At 43.0% G+C, this 16,695-nt stretch carries 16 protein-coding genes and 1 pseudogene; 14 read left to right on the top strand and 3 right to left on the bottom strand.

Translation table 11 applies throughout. From position 1 onward, the window contains the following. Positions 1 to 109: 109 nt before the first annotated feature. On the top strand, positions 110 to 760 hold the full coding sequence (gene hisG / locus MAE_RS26720; RefSeq protein WP_002797253.1) for an ATP phosphoribosyltransferase: 651 nt from the start codon (positions 110 to 112) through the stop codon (positions 758 to 760). A gap of 35 nt (positions 761 to 795) precedes the next feature. On the opposite strand, the gene chrA is transcribed toward hisG, so the two are convergent. Next, positions 796 to 1,953 carry a chromate efflux transporter gene (gene chrA, locus MAE_RS26715; RefSeq protein WP_002797252.1) on the bottom strand — a complete coding sequence of 386 codons (1,158 nt, stop codon included), beginning with the start codon at positions 1,951 to 1,953 and terminating at the stop codon, positions 796 to 798. A gap of 308 nt (positions 1,954 to 2,261) precedes the next feature. On the opposite strand from chrA, the gene MAE_RS26710 reads away from it, so the two are divergent. From MAE_RS26710 to MAE_RS26650, 13 genes and pseudogenes are all read left to right on the top strand, one after another. Then, complete coding sequence (locus tag MAE_RS26710) at positions 2,262 to 3,377, top strand: TIGR03032 family protein (protein ID WP_041805040.1); 1,116 nt, start codon at positions 2,262 to 2,264, stop codon at positions 3,375 to 3,377. 27 nt (positions 3,378 to 3,404) lie between these two features. Further along, a complete protein-coding gene (locus MAE_RS34280) occupies positions 3,405 to 3,557 on the top strand; it encodes a hypothetical protein (RefSeq protein WP_012268261.1) in 153 nt (50 codons plus the stop codon). Positions 3,558 to 3,627: 70 nt separating this feature from the next. Then, positions 3,628 to 3,846: pseudogene (locus MAE_RS26705) on the top strand (hypothetical protein); the annotation flags it as partial. 161 nt (positions 3,847 to 4,007) lie between these two features. Further along, entirely contained in the window at positions 4,008 to 4,829 is an 822-nt protein-coding gene (locus tag MAE_RS26700; RefSeq protein ID WP_012268259.1) for a hypothetical protein, read from the top strand. Positions 4,830 to 5,216: 387 nt separating this feature from the next. Next, positions 5,217 to 5,477: a hypothetical protein gene (locus MAE_RS26695; RefSeq protein ID WP_002733873.1), complete on the top strand. Its 261-nt coding sequence runs from the start codon at positions 5,217 to 5,219 to the stop codon at positions 5,475 to 5,477. A gap of 5 nt (positions 5,478 to 5,482) precedes the next feature. After that, positions 5,483 to 5,890, top strand: a complete 408-nt coding sequence (locus tag MAE_RS26690) for a type II toxin-antitoxin system VapC family toxin (RefSeq protein WP_002761361.1) — start codon at positions 5,483 to 5,485, stop codon at positions 5,888 to 5,890. 204 nt (positions 5,891 to 6,094) lie between these two features. After that, a complete protein-coding gene (locus tag MAE_RS26685) occupies positions 6,095 to 6,397 on the top strand; it encodes a DUF4347 domain-containing protein (RefSeq protein WP_012268258.1) in 303 nt (100 codons plus the stop codon). 54 nt (positions 6,398 to 6,451) lie between these two features. Further along, a complete protein-coding gene (locus MAE_RS26680) occupies positions 6,452 to 7,498 on the top strand; it encodes an Rpn family recombination-promoting nuclease/putative transposase (protein WP_012268257.1) in 1,047 nt (348 codons plus the stop codon). A gap of 21 nt (positions 7,499 to 7,519) precedes the next feature. Beyond that, positions 7,520 to 8,482 (top strand): Rpn family recombination-promoting nuclease/putative transposase, encoded by a 963-nt coding sequence (locus MAE_RS26675; RefSeq protein WP_012268256.1) that lies wholly within the window; start codon positions 7,520 to 7,522, stop codon positions 8,480 to 8,482. Between the two features lie 21 nt (positions 8,483 to 8,503). Continuing rightward, positions 8,504 to 8,740: a hypothetical protein gene (locus MAE_RS26670; protein WP_012268255.1), complete on the top strand. Its 237-nt coding sequence runs from the start codon at positions 8,504 to 8,506 to the stop codon at positions 8,738 to 8,740. Continuing rightward, positions 8,741 to 9,232 (top strand): hypothetical protein, encoded by a 492-nt coding sequence (locus tag MAE_RS26665; protein ID WP_231859682.1) that lies wholly within the window; start codon positions 8,741 to 8,743, stop codon positions 9,230 to 9,232. A gap of 501 nt (positions 9,233 to 9,733) precedes the next feature. After that, the gene (locus MAE_RS31215) at positions 9,734 to 14,173 is read left to right on the top strand and encodes an ELWxxDGT repeat protein (protein WP_012268252.1); all 4,440 of its coding nucleotides are present in this window, start codon (positions 9,734 to 9,736) and stop codon (positions 14,171 to 14,173) included. A 67-nt stretch (positions 14,174 to 14,240) separates the two neighbouring features. Continuing rightward, positions 14,241 to 14,579, top strand: a complete 339-nt coding sequence (locus MAE_RS26650) for a XisI protein (protein WP_012268251.1) — start codon at positions 14,241 to 14,243, stop codon at positions 14,577 to 14,579. Positions 14,580 to 14,679: 100 nt separating this feature from the next. On the opposite strand, the gene MAE_RS26645 is transcribed toward MAE_RS26650, so the two are convergent. Together MAE_RS26645 and dcm are read right to left on the bottom strand one after the other, a co-directional pair. After that, a complete protein-coding gene (locus MAE_RS26645; RefSeq protein ID WP_012268250.1) occupies positions 14,680 to 15,522 on the bottom strand; it encodes a BsaWI family type II restriction enzyme in 843 nt (280 codons plus the stop codon). Between the two features lie 12 nt (positions 15,523 to 15,534). Then, complete coding sequence (gene dcm, locus MAE_RS26640) at positions 15,535 to 16,551, bottom strand: DNA (cytosine-5-)-methyltransferase (RefSeq protein ID WP_004162974.1); 1,017 nt, start codon at positions 16,549 to 16,551, stop codon at positions 15,535 to 15,537. Between the last annotated feature and the right edge of the window lie 144 nt (positions 16,552 to 16,695).

The raw sequence follows: 16,695 nt of genomic DNA, 5'->3' as shown, positions 1-16,695 counted from the left end.
TTCTCCCCACACCCCACACCCTACACCCTACACCCTACACCCCACACCCTACACCCCACACCCTACACCCCACACCCCACACCCCACTTCCCAATTCATAATTCCCTCTATGCTAACAATTGCCTTACCGAAGGGTGCTTTACTAAACGAAAGTATCCAAATATTTCAGAAAATTGGCTTAGATTTTAGTGCCTTTCTTGACTCAAAAAATCGCCAATTACAGATTACCGACCCCACTAACCAAGCGAAAGCGTTATTAGTAAGAGCAACAGATGTACCAGTTTATGTAGAATACGGTCAGGCACAATTAGGCATCGCCGGTTATGATGTTTTATTAGAAAAATCTCCCGATGTGGCTAATTTAATTGACCTAAAATTTGGTTACTGTCGGATGTCGGTAGCTGTCCCTGCTGATAGTCCCTATCAAAGTCCCTTAGATATTCCCCATCACGGTAAAGTTGCCTCAAAATTTGTCAATTGTGCTAAGGATTATTTTCGTCGTTTAGATATTCCCGTCGAGATTATACCTCTCTATGGTTCCGTAGAATTAGGCCCGATTACGGGGATGTCAGAAGCGATAGTTGACCTAGTTTCCACCGGTCGAACTTTACGGGAAAATGGTTTAGTAGAAATTGACGAATTATTTGCTAGTAGCGCTCGATTAATCGCCCATCCCCTCAGCTATCGACTAGACCGCGATCAGATTTATAACTGGGTAGAAAAGCTCAGAGAACCAACTACATCAATGGCAAAAGTTTAAGGAAAATATAGGTTAGTTTGGGGCATTATTTCCCCCTAACCTAATTGTTTTAAGAGCAAACCAATAAGCGCGCCAGCAAGAATTAACCAAGTAGAATTAACCTGAAAACGTAGTAAAAGAATAGCGGAGATAAGAGATAGAATGATAGCCAATAAATTAAAAGGCAAATTCCCGTAGGGTTGTAACCAAGTAGCTAGAGCTAAATTAAAAATAACTGCTACCATTAAAGCCACAGCACTAGCATTAATCGCATCTAAAAAAGCCCCTGCCCAAACCGATTCTCTCAGCTTAGGAATGAGGGGATTAAGTAATAAAACAAAGATAAAAGAGGGAAAGAAAATCGCTAGAGTCGCCACAATTGCCCCCGATACTCCTAATATTTGATAACCAATAAAAGTGGCTGTGGATAACACTGGACCGGGGGTAAATTGACCCACGGCAATAGCATCTAATAATTGTTGCTGGGTTAACCATCCTTTCCCCTGCACTAAATCCCCTTCTAAAAAGGCAACTAACACATAACCACTACCAAATAAAACACTACCCACCTTGAGAAAAAATAGCCCTAATCCTGTTAATGTCGGTGGGATGTTGCTAGGAGTAGCAACCGCCGTCGCACCGCCTATTCCTGCCACAATCAGGGGAAAGGTAGCGAATTTTTTTAGGATAAACATCCCGATAATTCCGCCTAACAGTAAAGCGATAACTTCATTTAAACCTAAGATTAATAATCCGATAACTCCCAATCCGATGAAGAGTAATTGACGGGTTTTCAGTGCCTTTTTGCCTAAGCGCCAGAGTGCCTGAAAAATCACCGCAATTACTACCGGTTTAATCCCCGCAAAAATCGGGGCCACATCCGGTAAAGTCCCGTAGGTAGTATAAATCCAAGCTAGAAAACCCGTAATTAACACCGCAGGAGTAATAAAACAAACCCCCGTGATTATTAAACCCGCTAAACCCCCAAAAATATAACCGATATGAATGGCCATTTCCGTGGAATTAGGACCAGGAATCAGATTAGTTGCCCCCACCAAATCGAGAAATCGCTCCTTAGTCATCCAACCGCGACGCTTAACCACTTCTTCCTCCATTAAAGCGATATGGGCAGCCGGACCACCAAAACCGATAATGCCGATTTTGAGAAATAAAAGGGCAAGTTGCGAGAGATTGGGAGGCGATGAAGTCAGCATTTTCTGATTACCAATAGTTTTTCTAGAATCAAGTTTATATCCAAAAGAATAGGCTTAAGCTAAATTCTTAGCTAGATCTGGTCAATCCTAAAATCCCATAATTGCAAAAGTGTTTTACACAAACTCAATCATAAGTATTTAATACTACCGTTCAAGTAAATTTGATACAAAAAAAGTTAAGAAAAGTTTATAAATAATATTGATTAATTTGTCTATAATAAAGCCCATTAATGCCAACTGAAACCATAATAAACCATAAACAAAAATCAATTATTAAAATTGATTCTAATCTATACCAAAGAAACTCTATGGACAGCTTGCCGCCCAAGACTAACCAGTTTTCAGATACTCAGGAGCCAGCAGCGAGTCCATCTCAGCGCCAAGCAGTGCCGGTAAATTATGAGTACAGCCTCAATCTGCCGGAATTACTCAACCAGTTTGACTTGTCGGTGTTGATTTCCACCTACCAAGCGGGACGAGTGGCCAGCATTGGCACTTATCAAGGACAAATGCGGGTGAGTTTCGCCCATTTTGACCAAGCAATGGGTTTAACCCGAACTGCTACCGGAATTGCTGTGGGCGCTCGTCAGGCAATTTGGAATTTACCCGCTAATCGAGAGATTGCCCCCCAGATTAAACCCGAAGGGGAACAGGATATCGCCTTTTTGGCCCGCTCCTCTCACCTCACCGGCCCGATTATGGGTCATGATTTGGCCTTTGGCAGTAATCGCCTTTGGGTGGTCAATACCCTATTTAACTGTCTGGCAACCATCGAAGGAAATTGGAGTTTTCTCCCCCAGTGGAAACCGCCTTTTATTACCGAGTTAGTCCCCGGAGACCGCTGCCACCTCAATGGCTTGGCTATGGCTGAAAATAGCGGCACTCCCGCCTATGTAACGGCATTGGGGGAAACCAACCAGGAAAGCCTCTGGCGAGAGAATAAGGCCCAGGGCGGATGCTTGATTGATGTGGCTAGAGGAGAGGTGATTCTGCGGGGTTTAGCTATGCCCCATTCTCCCCGCCTTTACCAGGGTAATCTCTATTTCCTCAATTCCGGTTATGGAACCTTGAACCGTTGGCATCCCCAAACTGGTAGCACGGAAATCATCGCCGAATTGCCCGGTTTTACCCGGGGTTTGGACTGTTGGGAAGGTCACGCCTTTGTCGGGTTGTCCCAAGTGCGGGAAACGGCGGTTTTTGGCGGTTTACCCCTGGATGAGCGGCGTAATCAATTGCGGTGCGGGTTGGCTATTGTCAACCTGGCCACCAGTCAACTGGGGGCCACTTTTTGGTTCAATAGCGGCGTGGAGGAGGTTTTCGCCGTCTCCGTCCTCCCGGGCTACCGCAACCCGGCGCTAATTGGACCGGATACCGACCTCGACGGCACTCAATCCGTCTGGATGGTGCCTTCTTTAATTGTTTAATTTTTACTCTTTATTCAGGAAAAAATCATGTCAACTCCTTTTTTGGTTAAAGATATCTTCCCTGGTTTATCTGGTTCCTTCCCCGGCTATCCGACGGCATTATATAGTTTTACCAATAAATGTCAGAACAAAGATGTAGATGTAGGTTGCTCTAATGGGAAGTTTTGTGACGACAAGTAGTATTGATGATATTTATGGGGAATAATAGATTTAGATGAGTGCCTAACTTTCCAATTGGTAGCGACTTGCCATGAAACAACCAACTGCCAATTATGATGAACCCTGGAAAGAAGCATTAAGCGAGTATTTTGAAGCGTTTTTATACTTCTTTTTTCCCGAAGTTCACCAATTGATTGATTGGACAAAAATTCCCGAATCCCTAGAAAAAGAACTCAAACGGATTACCGCTTCAGCAAAGACAAAAAAACGTTTCGCTGACAAACTCTATAAAGTCTGGTTACTCAGGGGTGAAGAAGGGGAGCATCTCACTTACGCGATAAGTAATTATACTTAGCCTAAAAGCCACTCTTAATCGTGTCTTGGAACGAAATAGAGGCTTTTAAAGACTGCGTACATGGAGAATTAAAACAAGAATTACCCTCGAAAAGCCTATTTTTCCACTAAGTATTTATGCTCATTGCAAAGGTGAGATGCTCCCGTGAAGAAGTCTGGATTTTGATTCATATTGAAATTCAAAGCCAGTACGAAGAAAATTTCCCTCAGAGGATGTATATTTATAACTATCGGGCCTTTGATTTGTATCAGAAACCAGTTATCAGTCTCGCTATATTAGGAGATGAAAGAGTAAATTGGCGACCAGATTCCTATAATTATACTATCGCTGGTTGTGAAGTGAGTCTGAAATTCCCAACAGTCAAATTACTGGACTATGAGGAAAACTGGTCAGAACTAGAAGCAAGTAGCAATCCCTTTGCTATAATAGTCATGGCACACCTGAAAACAAAAGCGACTACTGGGAAGCTGCCACAACGGGAACAGTGGAAGTGGAAGTTAATCAGGGGATTATATGAAAAGGAGTTCGAGAGAGAACAGATAATTAAACTGTTTGAAATCATCGACAATATGATGACTTTATCCCCTGAATTGCAGTCAAGCTTAGAGAGTAAAATCAAACAATTTGAGGAGGAAAGAACCATGCCTTTAATGAGTAATATGGAGTTACGAGGAATAGAACGCGGTAAGGAAATCGGTAAGGAAATTGGTAAGGAAATTGGGGAGTTACGAGGTATAGAACGCGGCAAGGAAATCGGAGCGTTAGAAAATGCTCGTAACTATGTTAAAACGGTGCTGAAAACGCGATTGGGTGATATTCCAATAGGAATTGAGCAAGCTGTTGATCAAATTTCTGTATTATCGATTTTAGACGAGTTACTGAAATCGGCATTAACCGTTAATTCTTTTGATGAGTTGCATCAACTTTTAGAACAATAGTCTCAGTAATTTTCTTCTCCAATTAACCCAACAACCGCCAATTATGATGAACCCTAGAAAGAAGCATTAAGCGAATATTTTGAAGCGTTTTTATACTTTTTCTTTCCCGAAGTTCACCTAGAAAACGGGTTTCTTAAAGAAACCCGTTTTCTGGACTTGTGGCCATCGCCTTCTCGCCATGACCCGCTAAAATTGTCATTGTGAGGGAGTAATTGAGAGACAATCTTCAGAAACCCGTTTTCTGGACTTATGGCGAATCACCTGAATCAGTGAACAGTTGTTAGCCTTTTGGTAACTGATTCAGGTAATTGCATTTGCGTCTCTTGGTTATAATTCACAAACAGGCTATAATGTTAGTAAAACAACGTTAATCTCTAAGGTTTATCAATGACTCAAATATTGATCGAAATTCCCGACGAATTAATATCTCGTTTGCAAGAACAAAAATCCTCGGTTCAAGAGATTGTTATCAAAGCTTTGGAAAATTATGTTCAAGCTGAATTACCAGATATTACTAAGACTCGTACTTGGGAACTTTGTGGAAGTTTAGAAATTGTCCAACCTGAGCCTAAATATATTATCGGACAAGATAATCGGGGTCAAGTTGTAACTAACTACGCTGAAAACATCGATGAAATTATTTATTAAAAATTGTGGACAAAGAAATTATTGTTGATACGTCTGCTTTAATTGCCTTTTTTGTCAAATCTGAAACTCATCACGAAAGCGCTCAAAAATATTACTTAGAAAATCCTCATAATAATTGGATTATTCTCGAATCGGTATTCGATGAAACTGTGACTTGGATTCGGAGCAAGGTATCTAGTCGAGCCTCAATCCAAGTGGGTCAAATACTAAGAGAAGATCATCGTTATATCAATGTGTCAGATAGCGATGATCTGGCAATATGGGAAGCTTTCTGTAAGTACAATGATAAAAAATGGAGTTACACAGATTGTTCTATTTTAGTTATGGCTCATCGTTTACAAATATTTAAGGTATTCGCTTTTGATGATCATATTCGTCAAATGGCAGGATTAGGAATTGTTTGTGTCCCATAAACTAATAAAAATACAATTTATGAACGTCGTTCAGATTGCATATCTTGCAACAACCCACGAAACTGAGAAAACGGGTTTTTTCAAGAAACCATGAGAAAACGCCTATTTAGAAACCCGTTTTCTGTAAATTTATGTTATATCCCCCTTGAAAAATTGGCGATTGTTTGCATAAAATAGTCGCATTAATCTTTTGCAGTTAACGTCATGACTTCTACCCTCTTGCCTGGCTTTCCTGCTGTTGACGATGTTTTGTTCAATTTTGCTCAATCTGATGGCTTGAGTCAAGCTAATCGGGTGGATAGTGTGAGAAATCAGCGTTTAACCGCACCCGAATTAAATACTGTAGTCTTCCTCGATGCTGGTGTTACCGATTATCAAACCCTACAAGCTGGGGTAATTCCAGAAGTCGCCACCGTTATTCTCTCTCCCAATCAAGACGGAATCGAACAAATATCCGCTTTTTTACCACAAAATCCCCAGATTACCACCATTCACCTCTATTATTAAATCGGTGCGTTACGCTATCGCGCTTCACAGCCTACGAGTAAGCAAACAACTCCAATGAACCAAACAACCGCCAATTATGATGAACCCTGGAAAGAAGCATTAAGCGAGTATTTTGAAGCGTTTTTATACTTCTTTTTTCCCGAAGTTCACCAATTGATTGATTGGACAAAAATTCCCGAATCCCTAGAAAAAGAACTCAAACGGATTACCGCTTCAGCAAAGACAAAAAAACGTTTCGCTGACAAACTCTATAAAGTCTGGTTACTCAGGGGTGAAGAAGTCTGGATTTTGATTCATATTGAAATTCAAAGCCAGTACGAAGAAAATTTCCCTCAGAGGATGTATATTTATAACTATCGGGCCTTTGATTTGTATCAGAAACCAGTTATCAGTCTCGCAATTTTAGGAGATGAAAGAGTAAATTGGCGACCAGATTCCTATAATTATACTATCGCTGGTTGTGAAGTGAGTCTGAAATTCCCAACAGTCAAATTACTGGACTATGAGGAAAGCTGGTCAGAACTAGAAGCAAGTAGCAATCCCTTTGCTATAATCGTCATGGCACACCTGAAAACAAAAGCGACTACCGGGAAGCTGCCACAACGGGAACAGTGGAAGTGGAAGTTAATCAGGGGATTATATGAAAAGGAGTTCGAGAGAGAACAGATAATTAAACTGTTTGAAATCATCGACAATATGATGACTTTATCCCCTGAATTGCAGTCAAGCTTAGAGAGTAAAATCAAACAATTTGAGGAGGAAAGAACCATGCCTTTAATGAGTAATATGGAGTTACGAGGAATAGAACGCGGTAAGGAAATCGGTAAGGAAATTGGCAAGGAAATTGGGGAGTTACGAGGGATAGAACGCGGTAAAGAAATAGGCAAGGAAATTGGTAAGGAAATTGGTAAGGAAATTGGAGCGTTAGAAAATGCTCGTAACTATGTTAAAACGGTGCTGAAAACGCGATTGGGTGATATTCCAATAGAAATTGAGCAAGCTGTTGATAAAATTTCTGTATTATCGATTTTAGACGAGTTACTGAAATCGGCATTAACCGTTAATTCTTTTGATGAGTTGCATCAACTTTTAGAACAATAGTCTCAGGAATTTTCTTCTCCAATGAACCCAACAACCGCTAATTATGATGAACCCTGGAAAGAAGCATTAAGCGAGTATTTTGAAGCGTTTTTACATTTCTTCTTTCCTGAAGTTCACCAATTAATTGATTGGACAAAAATTCCCGAATCCCTGGAAAAAGAACTCAAACGGATTACCGCTTCAGCAAAGACAAAAAAACGTTTCGCTGACAAACTCTATAAAGTTTGGTTACTCAGGGGTGAAGAAGTCTGGATTTTGATTCATATTGAAATTCAAAGTCAATACGAAGAAAATTTCCCTCAGAGGATGTATATTTATAACTATCGGGCCTTTGATTTGTATCAGAAACCAGTTATCAGTCTCGCTATATTAGGAGATGAACGAGTAAATTGGCGACCAGATTCCTATAATTATACTATCGCTGGCTGTGAAGTCAGCCTCAAATTCCCAACAGTCAAATTACTGGACTATGAGGAAAACTGGTCAGAACTAGAGGCAAGTAGTAATCCCTTTGCTATAATAGTCATGGCACACCTGAAAACAAAAGCGACTACTGGGAAGCTGCCACAACGGGAACAGTGGAAGTGGAGGTTAATCAGGGGATTATATGAAAAGGAGTTCGAGAGAGAACAGATAATTAAACTGTTTGAAATCATCGACAATATGATGACTTTATCCCCTGAATTACAGTCAAGTTTAGAGAGTAAAATCAAACAATTTGAGGAGGAAAGAACCATGCCTTTAATGAGTAATATGGAGTTACGAGGGATAGAACGCGGTAAGGAAATTGGTAAGGAAATTGGAGCGTTAGAAAAGGCTCGTAACTATATTAAAACGGTGCTGAAAACGCGATTGGGTGACATTCCAATAGAAATTGAGCAAGCTGTTGATAAAATTTCTGTATTATCGATTTTAGACGAGTTACTGAAATCGGCATTAACCGTTAATTCTTTTGATGAGTTGCATCAACTTTTAGAACAATAGTCTCAGGAATTTTCTTCTCCAATGAACCCAACAACCGCCAATTATGATGAACCCTGGAAAGAAGCATTAACCGAGTATTTTGAAGCGTTTTTACATTTCTTCTTTCCTGAAGTTTACCAATTAATTGATTGGACAAAAATTCCCGAATCTCTGGAAAAAGAACTCAAACGGATTACCGCTTCAGCTAAGACAAAAAAACGTTTCGCTGACAAACTCTATTCAGTTATCAGTTACCAGTTATCAGTTATCAGTGACTAATTGGAAGCAAGTAGCAATCCCTTTGCTATAATCGTCATGGCACACCTGAAAACAAAAGCGACTACCGGGAAGCTGCCACAACGGGAACAGTGGAAGTGGAAGTTAATCAGGGGATTATATGAAAAGGAGTTCGAGAGAGAACAGATAATTAAACTGTTTGAAATCATCGACAATATGATGACTTTATCCCCTGAATTACAGTCAAGCTTAGAGAGTAAAATCAAACAATTTGAGAAGGAAAGAACCATGCCTTTAGTAAGTAATATGGAGTTACGAGGAATCGAACAGGGTAAGGAAATTGGAGCGTTAGAAAATGCTCGTGATTTTGTCAAAACAGTTTTGCAAGCTCGCTTAGGTGAAGTTCCTTTAGATGTGGAACAATACCTGAATAAAGTTTCGGTACTATCTACATTACAAGAGATTGTTAAATTAGCAGCTACTGCTAATTCTCTCGCAGAATTTAAGCAGTCTTTGGCTAAAATCAATATCTAGAAAACGGGTTTCTTTGAGAAACCCGTTTTCTGCAAACGCATATCTAGAAAACGGGTTTCTTCAAGAAACTATTTAGAAGCCCGTTTTCTTGTCTTTGAGAAACCCGTTTTCTTGCAATATTAATTTCTGCTAGAGCTTGACAAATTCGGGATTCTTTGCATAAAATAGCCGCAGTAATCTTTCTAGGTCAGCGTCATGACTTCTGCTCTTTTGTCGATTTTTCCTACTATTGACGATATTACGAGGAAGTTGGGAGTTAGAGGTGAGTTTTCTGGCGAGAAAGGGAGAGAATCAAACCTTTGTTGAAACCTTAGATTTGTCGGAGTTGCAGACATCTGGGGTTTTTCAGCCAGATATACCCTTCTTTGCCGGCTTAAGTACCTAAGCAAAATTAATGACACAAATCTAACCCCCCCTTGCCTCTTGCCTTTCTTCACTAGGAAATTTATTCTGCACCACTACTTAACTGTTTAATTTTCACCCTTTATTCAGGAAAAAATCATGTCAATCCCTTTTTTAGTTAAGGATATAAGCCCCTATGGCTCCTTGCCCCTCGAACTAACGGCGGTGGGCAACACCCTGTTCTTCGGGGCCGATAACGGCGTGAACGGTCGGGAGTTGTGGAAAAGCGACGGCACGGCGGCCGGTACGGTTCTGGTCAAGGATATCCGCCCCTTTAGTGGCTCCTACCCCGGCTATCTAACGGCAGTGGGCAGTACCCTGTACTTCACTGCCGGTGACAACGTGAACGGTCCGGAATTGTGGAAAAGCGACGGCACGGCGGCCGGTACGGTTTTGGTCAAAGATATTTTTCCCGGTTACAGTTACTCCCCCCCCGGCTATCTAACGGCAGTGGGCAGTACCCTGTTCTTCACTGTCGATGACGGCGTGAACGGTGATGAATTATGGAAAAGCGACGGCACGGCGGCCGGTACGGTTTTGGTCAAAGATATTTTTCCCGGTTACAGTTACTTGGAACCCTACCCCAGCAATCTAACAGCAGTGGGCAGTACCCTGTTCTTCACTGCCAATGACGGCGTGAACGGTCGGGAATTGTGGAAAAGCGACGGCACGGCGGCCGGTACGGTTTTGGTCAGAGACGTCCGCCCCGGTTCCTATGGCTCCCACCCCCGCTATCTGACGGCGCTGGGCAATACCCTGTACTTCCAGGCCTTTGACGGCGTGAACGGTACTGAATTGTGGAAAAGCGACGGCACGGCGGCCGGTACGGTTCTGGTCAAGGATATCCGCCCCGGTTCCTTTAGTGGCTCCCACCCCCGCAATCTAACGGCAGTGGGCAATACCCTCTTTTTCACTGCCGATAACGGCGCGAACGGTGAGGAATTGTGGAAGAGCGACGGCACGGCGGCCGGTACGGTTCTGGTCAAAGATATCGCCCCCAGTTCCTCTAGTCGCTCCCCCCGCAATCTAACGGCAGTGGGCAGTACCCTCTTTTTCACTGCCGATGACGGCGTTAACGGTGAGGAATTATGGAAAAGCGACGGCACGGCAGCTGGTACAATTCTGGTCAAAGATATAAGCCCCGGTCCCGGTGGCTCCCTTGACTTCTCCACCCAGATGACGGCAGTGGGCAGTACCCTGTTCTTCACTGCCGATAACGGCGTGAACGGTGAGGAATTATGGAAAAGCGACGGCACGGCGGCCGGCACGATTCTGGTGGGGGACATCCGCCCCGGTTCCAATGGCTCCAACCCCCGTAATCTAACGGCAGTGGGCAACACCCTGTTCTTCCGCGCCGATAACGGCGTTAACGGTTGGGAGTTGTGGGCCGTGAGTACGCCCGCAATTCCCACCCTCGCCATTGCCGCCACCAATGCCAACCAAACCGAGGGCAACAGTGGCAGTAAAGCTTTCACTTTCACCGTCACTCGTTCGGTTATCACCACGGGAAGCAATAACGTTGACTGGGCAGTTATCAGCAGCGGCAGCAATGCCGCCAATGCCACGGATTTTGTCGGAGGAGTCTTACCGTCAGGAACCGTGAGTTTTGCCCCGGGAGAAACCAGTAAAGTGATTACCGTTAACGTTCTGGGAGATACCACATTTGAACCGAACGAAAACTTTACCGTCATCCTCTCCAATCCCACCAACGGCGCTAACATTACCACCGCTACTGCCACGGGAACCATCGAAAATGATGATGTAGCAATCCCCATCCTCACCATTGCCGCCACCAGCAGCAGTCAAACCGAGGGCAACAGTGGCAGCAAGGCCTTTACCTTCACCGTCACTCGTGCGGATAACACCACCGGAAGCAATAACGTCAACTGGGCAGTTACCGGCACCGGCACTTTTCCCGCTAACGCTGCCGATTTTGTCGGAGGAGTGTTACCCAGTGGGGTAGTAAGTTTTGCCCCGGGAGAAAGCAGTAAGGTGATTACTGTTAATGTCCAGGGAGATACAACAGTAGAACCGAACGAAAACTTTACTGTCACCCTCTCCAATCCCACCAACGGAGCTACTCTCGGCACTCCATCTACGGCAACCGTGACTATTGTTGACGAGGACTCCGTTCCTTTTTTAGTTAAAGATATCTACCCCGGTTCCTTTGGTCCCTACCCCAGCAATCTGACGGCCCGGGGCAATACCCTGTTCTTCACTGCCTATGACAGCGTTAACGGTGAGGAATTGTGGAGGAGCGACGGCACAGCGGCCGGTACAGTTCGGGTCGCCGACATCAGCCCGGGTGACTATGGCTCCTACCCGAGCAATCTGACGGTGGTGGGCAGTACCCTGTTCTTCCAGGCCTATGACAGCGTGAACGGTATTGAATTGTGGAAAAGCGACGGCACGGCGGCCGGTACGGTTCTGGTCAAAGATATCAACCCCGGTGACTCTAGCTCCTACTTCTACAATCTGACGGCACTGGGCAATACCCTGTTCTTCACTGTCGATATCGGCCGTACAGAGGAGTTGTGGAAAAGCGACGGCACGGCGGCCGGTACGGTTTTGGTCAAGAACATCGGCCCCGAACCCAGCAATCTAACGGCGGTGGGCAATACCCTCTTTTTCAGTGCCAGAGGCGTTAGCGGTCGAGAATTATGGAAGAGCGACGGCACGGCGGCCGGTACGGTTCTGGTCAAGAATATCCGCCCCGGTTCCTCTAGCTCCGACCCCCGCTATCTGACGGCAGTGGGCAATACCCTCTTTTTCAATGCCAATGACGGCGTGAACGGTCTGGAATTATGGAAAAGCGACGGCACGGCGGCCGGTACGGTTCTGGTCAAAGATATCAACCCCGGTTCCTATGGCGTCCCCCCCCGCTATCTAACGGCGGTGGGTAATACCCTCTTTTTCAGTGCTAATGACAACGTTAACGGTGAGGAATTGTGGAAAAGCGACGGCACGGCGGCCGGTACAGTTCTGGTCAAAGATATCCGCCCCGGTTCCTTTAGTAGCTCCAACCCCCGCAATCTGACGGCAGTGGGCAACACCCTGTTCTTCACTGCCGGTGACAATGTGAACGGTCGGGAATTATGGAAAAGCGACGGCACGGAGGCCGGTACGGTTCTGGTCAAGAATATCAACCCCGGTTCCGGTTTCTCTGGCAACTACCCCCAAAATCTAACGGCAGTGGGCAATACCCTGTTCTTCACTGCCGATGACGGCGTGAACGGTCGGGAGTTATGGAAAAGCGACGGCACGGCGGCCGGTACGATTCTGGTGGGGGACATCCGCCCTGGTTCCTCTGGCTCCAACCCCCAAAACCTGAGAGTAGTGGGCAGCACCCTGTACTTCACTGCCGATGACGGCGTGAACGGTCGGGAATTGTGGGCCGTGAGTAGTCCCGCAGTTCCCACCCTCGCTATTGCCGCCACCAGTGCCAATCAAACCGAGGGCAACAGTGGCAGTAAAGCCTTTACCTTCACCGTCACTCGTGCGGTTAATACCACGGGAACCAATAACGTTAACTGGGCAGTTACCGGCAGCGGAACCAATCCTGCCAATGCCACGGATTTTGTCGGGTCCGTGTTACCGTCAGGAACCTTGAGTTTTGCCGCCGGGGAAACCTCAAAAGTGATTACTGTTGACGTTCAGGGAGATACAACGGTAGAACTGAACGAAAACTTTACCGTCACCCTCTCCAATGCCACCAACGGTGCTACTATCACCACCGCTACTGCCACCGGAACTATCAATAATGATGACTTTATCGGTACTTCTGGTCCAGACACCCTTGCGGGAACCTCTGGAGCAGATGCCATGACTGGGTTAGCCGGAAACGATACTTATACGGTAAATGATGCCGGGGATTTGGTGATTGAAGCTTTCAACCAGGGAACCGATACCGTGCAAGCTGCCATTTCCTATACCCTTCCCAACAACGTGGAAAATCTCCTTCTCACTGGTACTGGTAATCTTAATGGCACGGGTAATGGCTTAAATAACCAGATTACAGGGAATAGTGGCAATAATAGCCTCAATGGTGCTGCTGGAACCGATACCCTAATCGGTGGCGCTGGTAACGATACCCTCAATGGTGCTGCTGGAATCGATACTTTAACCGGTGGGACGGGGACAGACATCTTCATCTTCCGATTTGGTCAGTCCACCGCAGCAGCCCTAGACCGAGTTACGGATTTTGCTATTGGTACTGATAAGATTGACCTGCTTAGTCAAGCTGGTGCGGCCATTAATGCCCCTCTCGCTTTTACCCGGGCAACAGATAGCACCACGACCAATATTAACACCATTGTTACTAACGTCTTTACCGATGCTAATGGCGCAACAGCCGGAAATCAAGCTCTCGGAATTAACAGCGCTGCTTTAGTGCGGGACAATAGTTCTTCTACTTACTTAATTATCAACGACGGTACGGCGGGTTTCCAAAGTGCTAATGATTTGGTGATTAATCTGACTGGGTTAACGGGTACTTTCCCGGCGCTCGGCACTATTGCAGTCAATAGTTTCTTTGTCTAAATTGATGGGGGGGGATTAATTCTCCCCTTTTAATTGTCTTTGATGATGAAAGTGAGGTAATCGTGCAATGGATACCCGATTAAAATATCAAGGTATTATTAAGACTGTTCTCCAGAATCATGCTAACTATCGTGCTACCTTACCTGATGGCTACACTTCTCAGGTTATATTTGATGATGAACGAGGACATTATCTAGTTTTAGATTTCGGTTGGAGTGGTAATAAGTATCTCCATGCAACACCAATTCACCTTAGCTTGGTTGTCGATAAAGTCTGGATTCAATGTGATGAAACGGAGGAAGGCATAGCGACTGATTTGATGGAAGCAGGTATTCCCAAAGAAGATATAGTTCTGGGTTTTCGTTATCCTAAAGTACGCAAATATACGGGATTTGCTGTGGCTTAGTGACAAAAAATGTTGAATCTATACATCAAACTTTATACACAAGCTGACGAGAACATGATAGTCATTAAATTCCATACTTTCTAGGGCTAATTCTGTCCAATTATGGCTTAAAAAAGTCTCTAACAAAATCTACTAATTCTGATAATGGACTAATAAAATCTTGGGATTTTTGTCTGTTTAAATCCGTCTCTTTTTCATTATCTAATTTTTTGGCCAAAAATGCTTTATCAAAAAATTTTAACATTCCTCGTTGTTGAGGATTGTTAATTTCGTTGTAAAAATTAACTGTAACAAAACAGATAAGAGGAATTTCTGGAACATTATAGTTAATGCCGTATTTTTCCTTAATTTTAGAGCCATGATCATTAGCTATTTCTAACAAAAGTTTCCATTTATAGGTTTGCGATGCTCTTTCTCGCAAAGAAGTTTTTAAGGATAAAATTATACATTTAGGATAGGGTATTTCTTGATTATTACCATCACTTATCTTTGCAGAAGTATGGTAAGAATAAATGATCAAATCACAATCTAGTTTTTGTTGTTCTCCATCACCCAATTTAATAGTGGATATATTTTCAAATCCTCGAACAGCAGATTTTTTATTAGTTATATAAATATGTTGATCAATATTCTTGATCTCCTTATTTTTGAGAAAAATATAGATAACCGCATAGGGAAATATGTTTCCTACCACAGCTTTGGCAGTTTGTTTTTCATCTTTAATCAATCCCTGAAGCTTTCTTTGTTTAATAATTTTTTCTACTTCATCTTTTGAGCCTTGAATAAATTCATAGAGATAATTGAAAGCATTTTGATATATCTCCACATCTTGAATTGCTAAAATAGCGTCTATTTTCGAGATCACCGGTTGCATATAATAAGCAGTCTTAATTGTCTCGATTAATTCATTTTCCTGAGCATTAAAGCTATAGATATCAATCATAAATCTTTAGGACTAAAAAACTAGGGCAAGTTCTAATTGTTTGATAATTGGATTTTTGCGAGATGAATCAAGCAAATTTTTCTGATCTAAAATAGGATTATTAAGACTTAGCAATATCTCCCTTCCTATTGCCTCTACTACAGGAGGTACAACCGCATTACCAAACTGTTTATAAGCTTGATTATCAGATACAGGAATAATGAATTTTTCAGGAAATCCCATCAATCTTGCACATTCTCTTGGTGTTAGACGACGGGGATTTTTTCCCTGTTGAGGGATCAAAATTTCGGAACCATCTTTATAATATCTAGCACTCAAAGTTCTGGCAATCCCCTCTAAATTAACTAATCCATAACCAAAACCATTCCCTTTTTCTTTATGTTTATCAGCATACTTCTGTAAGTAATCCCAGAGATGATCTGTTAAAGTATATTTACTATCAACTTCCCCTTCAAGAATATCTTTAATTTTAGGATGAATATCTGGTATTTCTGGAAACATAAATCGGCTAGGTTTCTCAAAGCCAACAATAAAAATTCTTTTTCTGTTCTGGGGAACAAGAGAACGAGCATCTATGACCTGATAACAAATATGATAATTTAAATCCTCTGATAGGGTATTTTTAATCACTTCAAATGTTTTACCCTTGTCATGACTCTGTAAATTTTTGACATTTTCTAAAATGAATGCTTTCGGTCTTTTTTCTCGAATAATTCTGACAACCTCGAAAAAAAGTGTTCCTTGAGTGGGATGATCAAATCCATGGCGAGTACCTAACGCATTGTGTTTAGTTACTCCAGCTATGCTAAAAGGCTGACAGGGAAACCCAGCCGTCAATATATCATGATCTGGTATTGTTAAAGCGGGAATTAAAGTAATATCCCCTTCGGGACTATCGTTAAAATTAGCTTCGTAGGTTTTTCGAGAAAATTTATTCCACTCCGATGAAAAAACACACTGACAACCCAGATTTTCAAAAGCTATTCTAAAGCCTCCAATACCGGCAAATAAATCGATAAATTTGACCATTTTACCTTAATATTTTCCTAGGGATCATATTCCCTGATTATAACCAACAAGATAGCTAAAGTACAAGTGAATTAACCACCTTAATCCTGTGTTAATTGTTAAGATAGATACGACTGATTTTCCTAGCAGCCCAAAATAATTCAG

The organism is Microcystis aeruginosa NIES-843 (assembly GCF_000010625.1).
Classification (GTDB): Bacteria; Cyanobacteriota; Cyanobacteriia; order Cyanobacteriales; family Microcystaceae; genus Microcystis; species Microcystis aeruginosa.
The sequence above is the reverse complement of the archived record's forward strand: the minus strand, read 5'-3'. Positions and strand labels throughout refer to the sequence as shown.

Bases quoted from the DNA above. Each gene is read 5' to 3' on its own strand.
- MAE_RS26695 (WP_002733873.1), top strand. From the start codon at position 5,217: ATGACTCAAATATTGATCGAAATTCCCGACGAATTAATATCTCGTTTG.
- MAE_RS34280 (WP_012268261.1), top strand. From the start codon at position 3,405: ATGTCAACTCCTTTTTTGGTTAAAGATATCTTCCCTGGTTTATCTGGT.
- MAE_RS26650 (WP_012268251.1), top strand. From the start codon at position 14,241: ATGGATACCCGATTAAAATATCAAGGTATTATTAAGACTGTTCTCCAG.
- MAE_RS26685 (WP_012268258.1), top strand. From the start codon at position 6,095: ATGACTTCTACCCTCTTGCCTGGCTTTCCTGCTGTTGACGATGTTTTG.
- MAE_RS26700 (WP_012268259.1), top strand. From the start codon at position 4,008: ATGCTCATTGCAAAGGTGAGATGCTCCCGTGAAGAAGTCTGGATTTTG.
- MAE_RS26710 (WP_041805040.1), top strand. From the start codon at position 2,262: ATGGACAGCTTGCCGCCCAAGACTAACCAGTTTTCAGATACTCAGGAG.
- chrA (WP_002797252.1), bottom strand. From the start codon at position 1,953: ATGCTGACTTCATCGCCTCCCAATCTCTCGCAACTTGCCCTTTTATTT.
- MAE_RS26645 (WP_012268250.1), bottom strand. From the start codon at position 15,522: ATGATTGATATCTATAGCTTTAATGCTCAGGAAAATGAATTAATCGAG.
- hisG (WP_002797253.1), top strand. From the start codon at position 110: ATGCTAACAATTGCCTTACCGAAGGGTGCTTTACTAAACGAAAGTATC.
- MAE_RS26670 (WP_012268255.1), top strand. From the start codon at position 8,504: ATGAACCCAACAACCGCCAATTATGATGAACCCTGGAAAGAAGCATTA.
- dcm (WP_004162974.1), bottom strand. From the start codon at position 16,551: ATGGTCAAATTTATCGATTTATTTGCCGGTATTGGAGGCTTTAGAATA.
- MAE_RS26680 (WP_012268257.1), top strand. From the start codon at position 6,452: ATGAACCAAACAACCGCCAATTATGATGAACCCTGGAAAGAAGCATTA.
- MAE_RS26675 (WP_012268256.1), top strand. From the start codon at position 7,520: ATGAACCCAACAACCGCTAATTATGATGAACCCTGGAAAGAAGCATTA.
- MAE_RS31215 (WP_012268252.1), top strand. From the start codon at position 9,734: ATGTCAATCCCTTTTTTAGTTAAGGATATAAGCCCCTATGGCTCCTTG.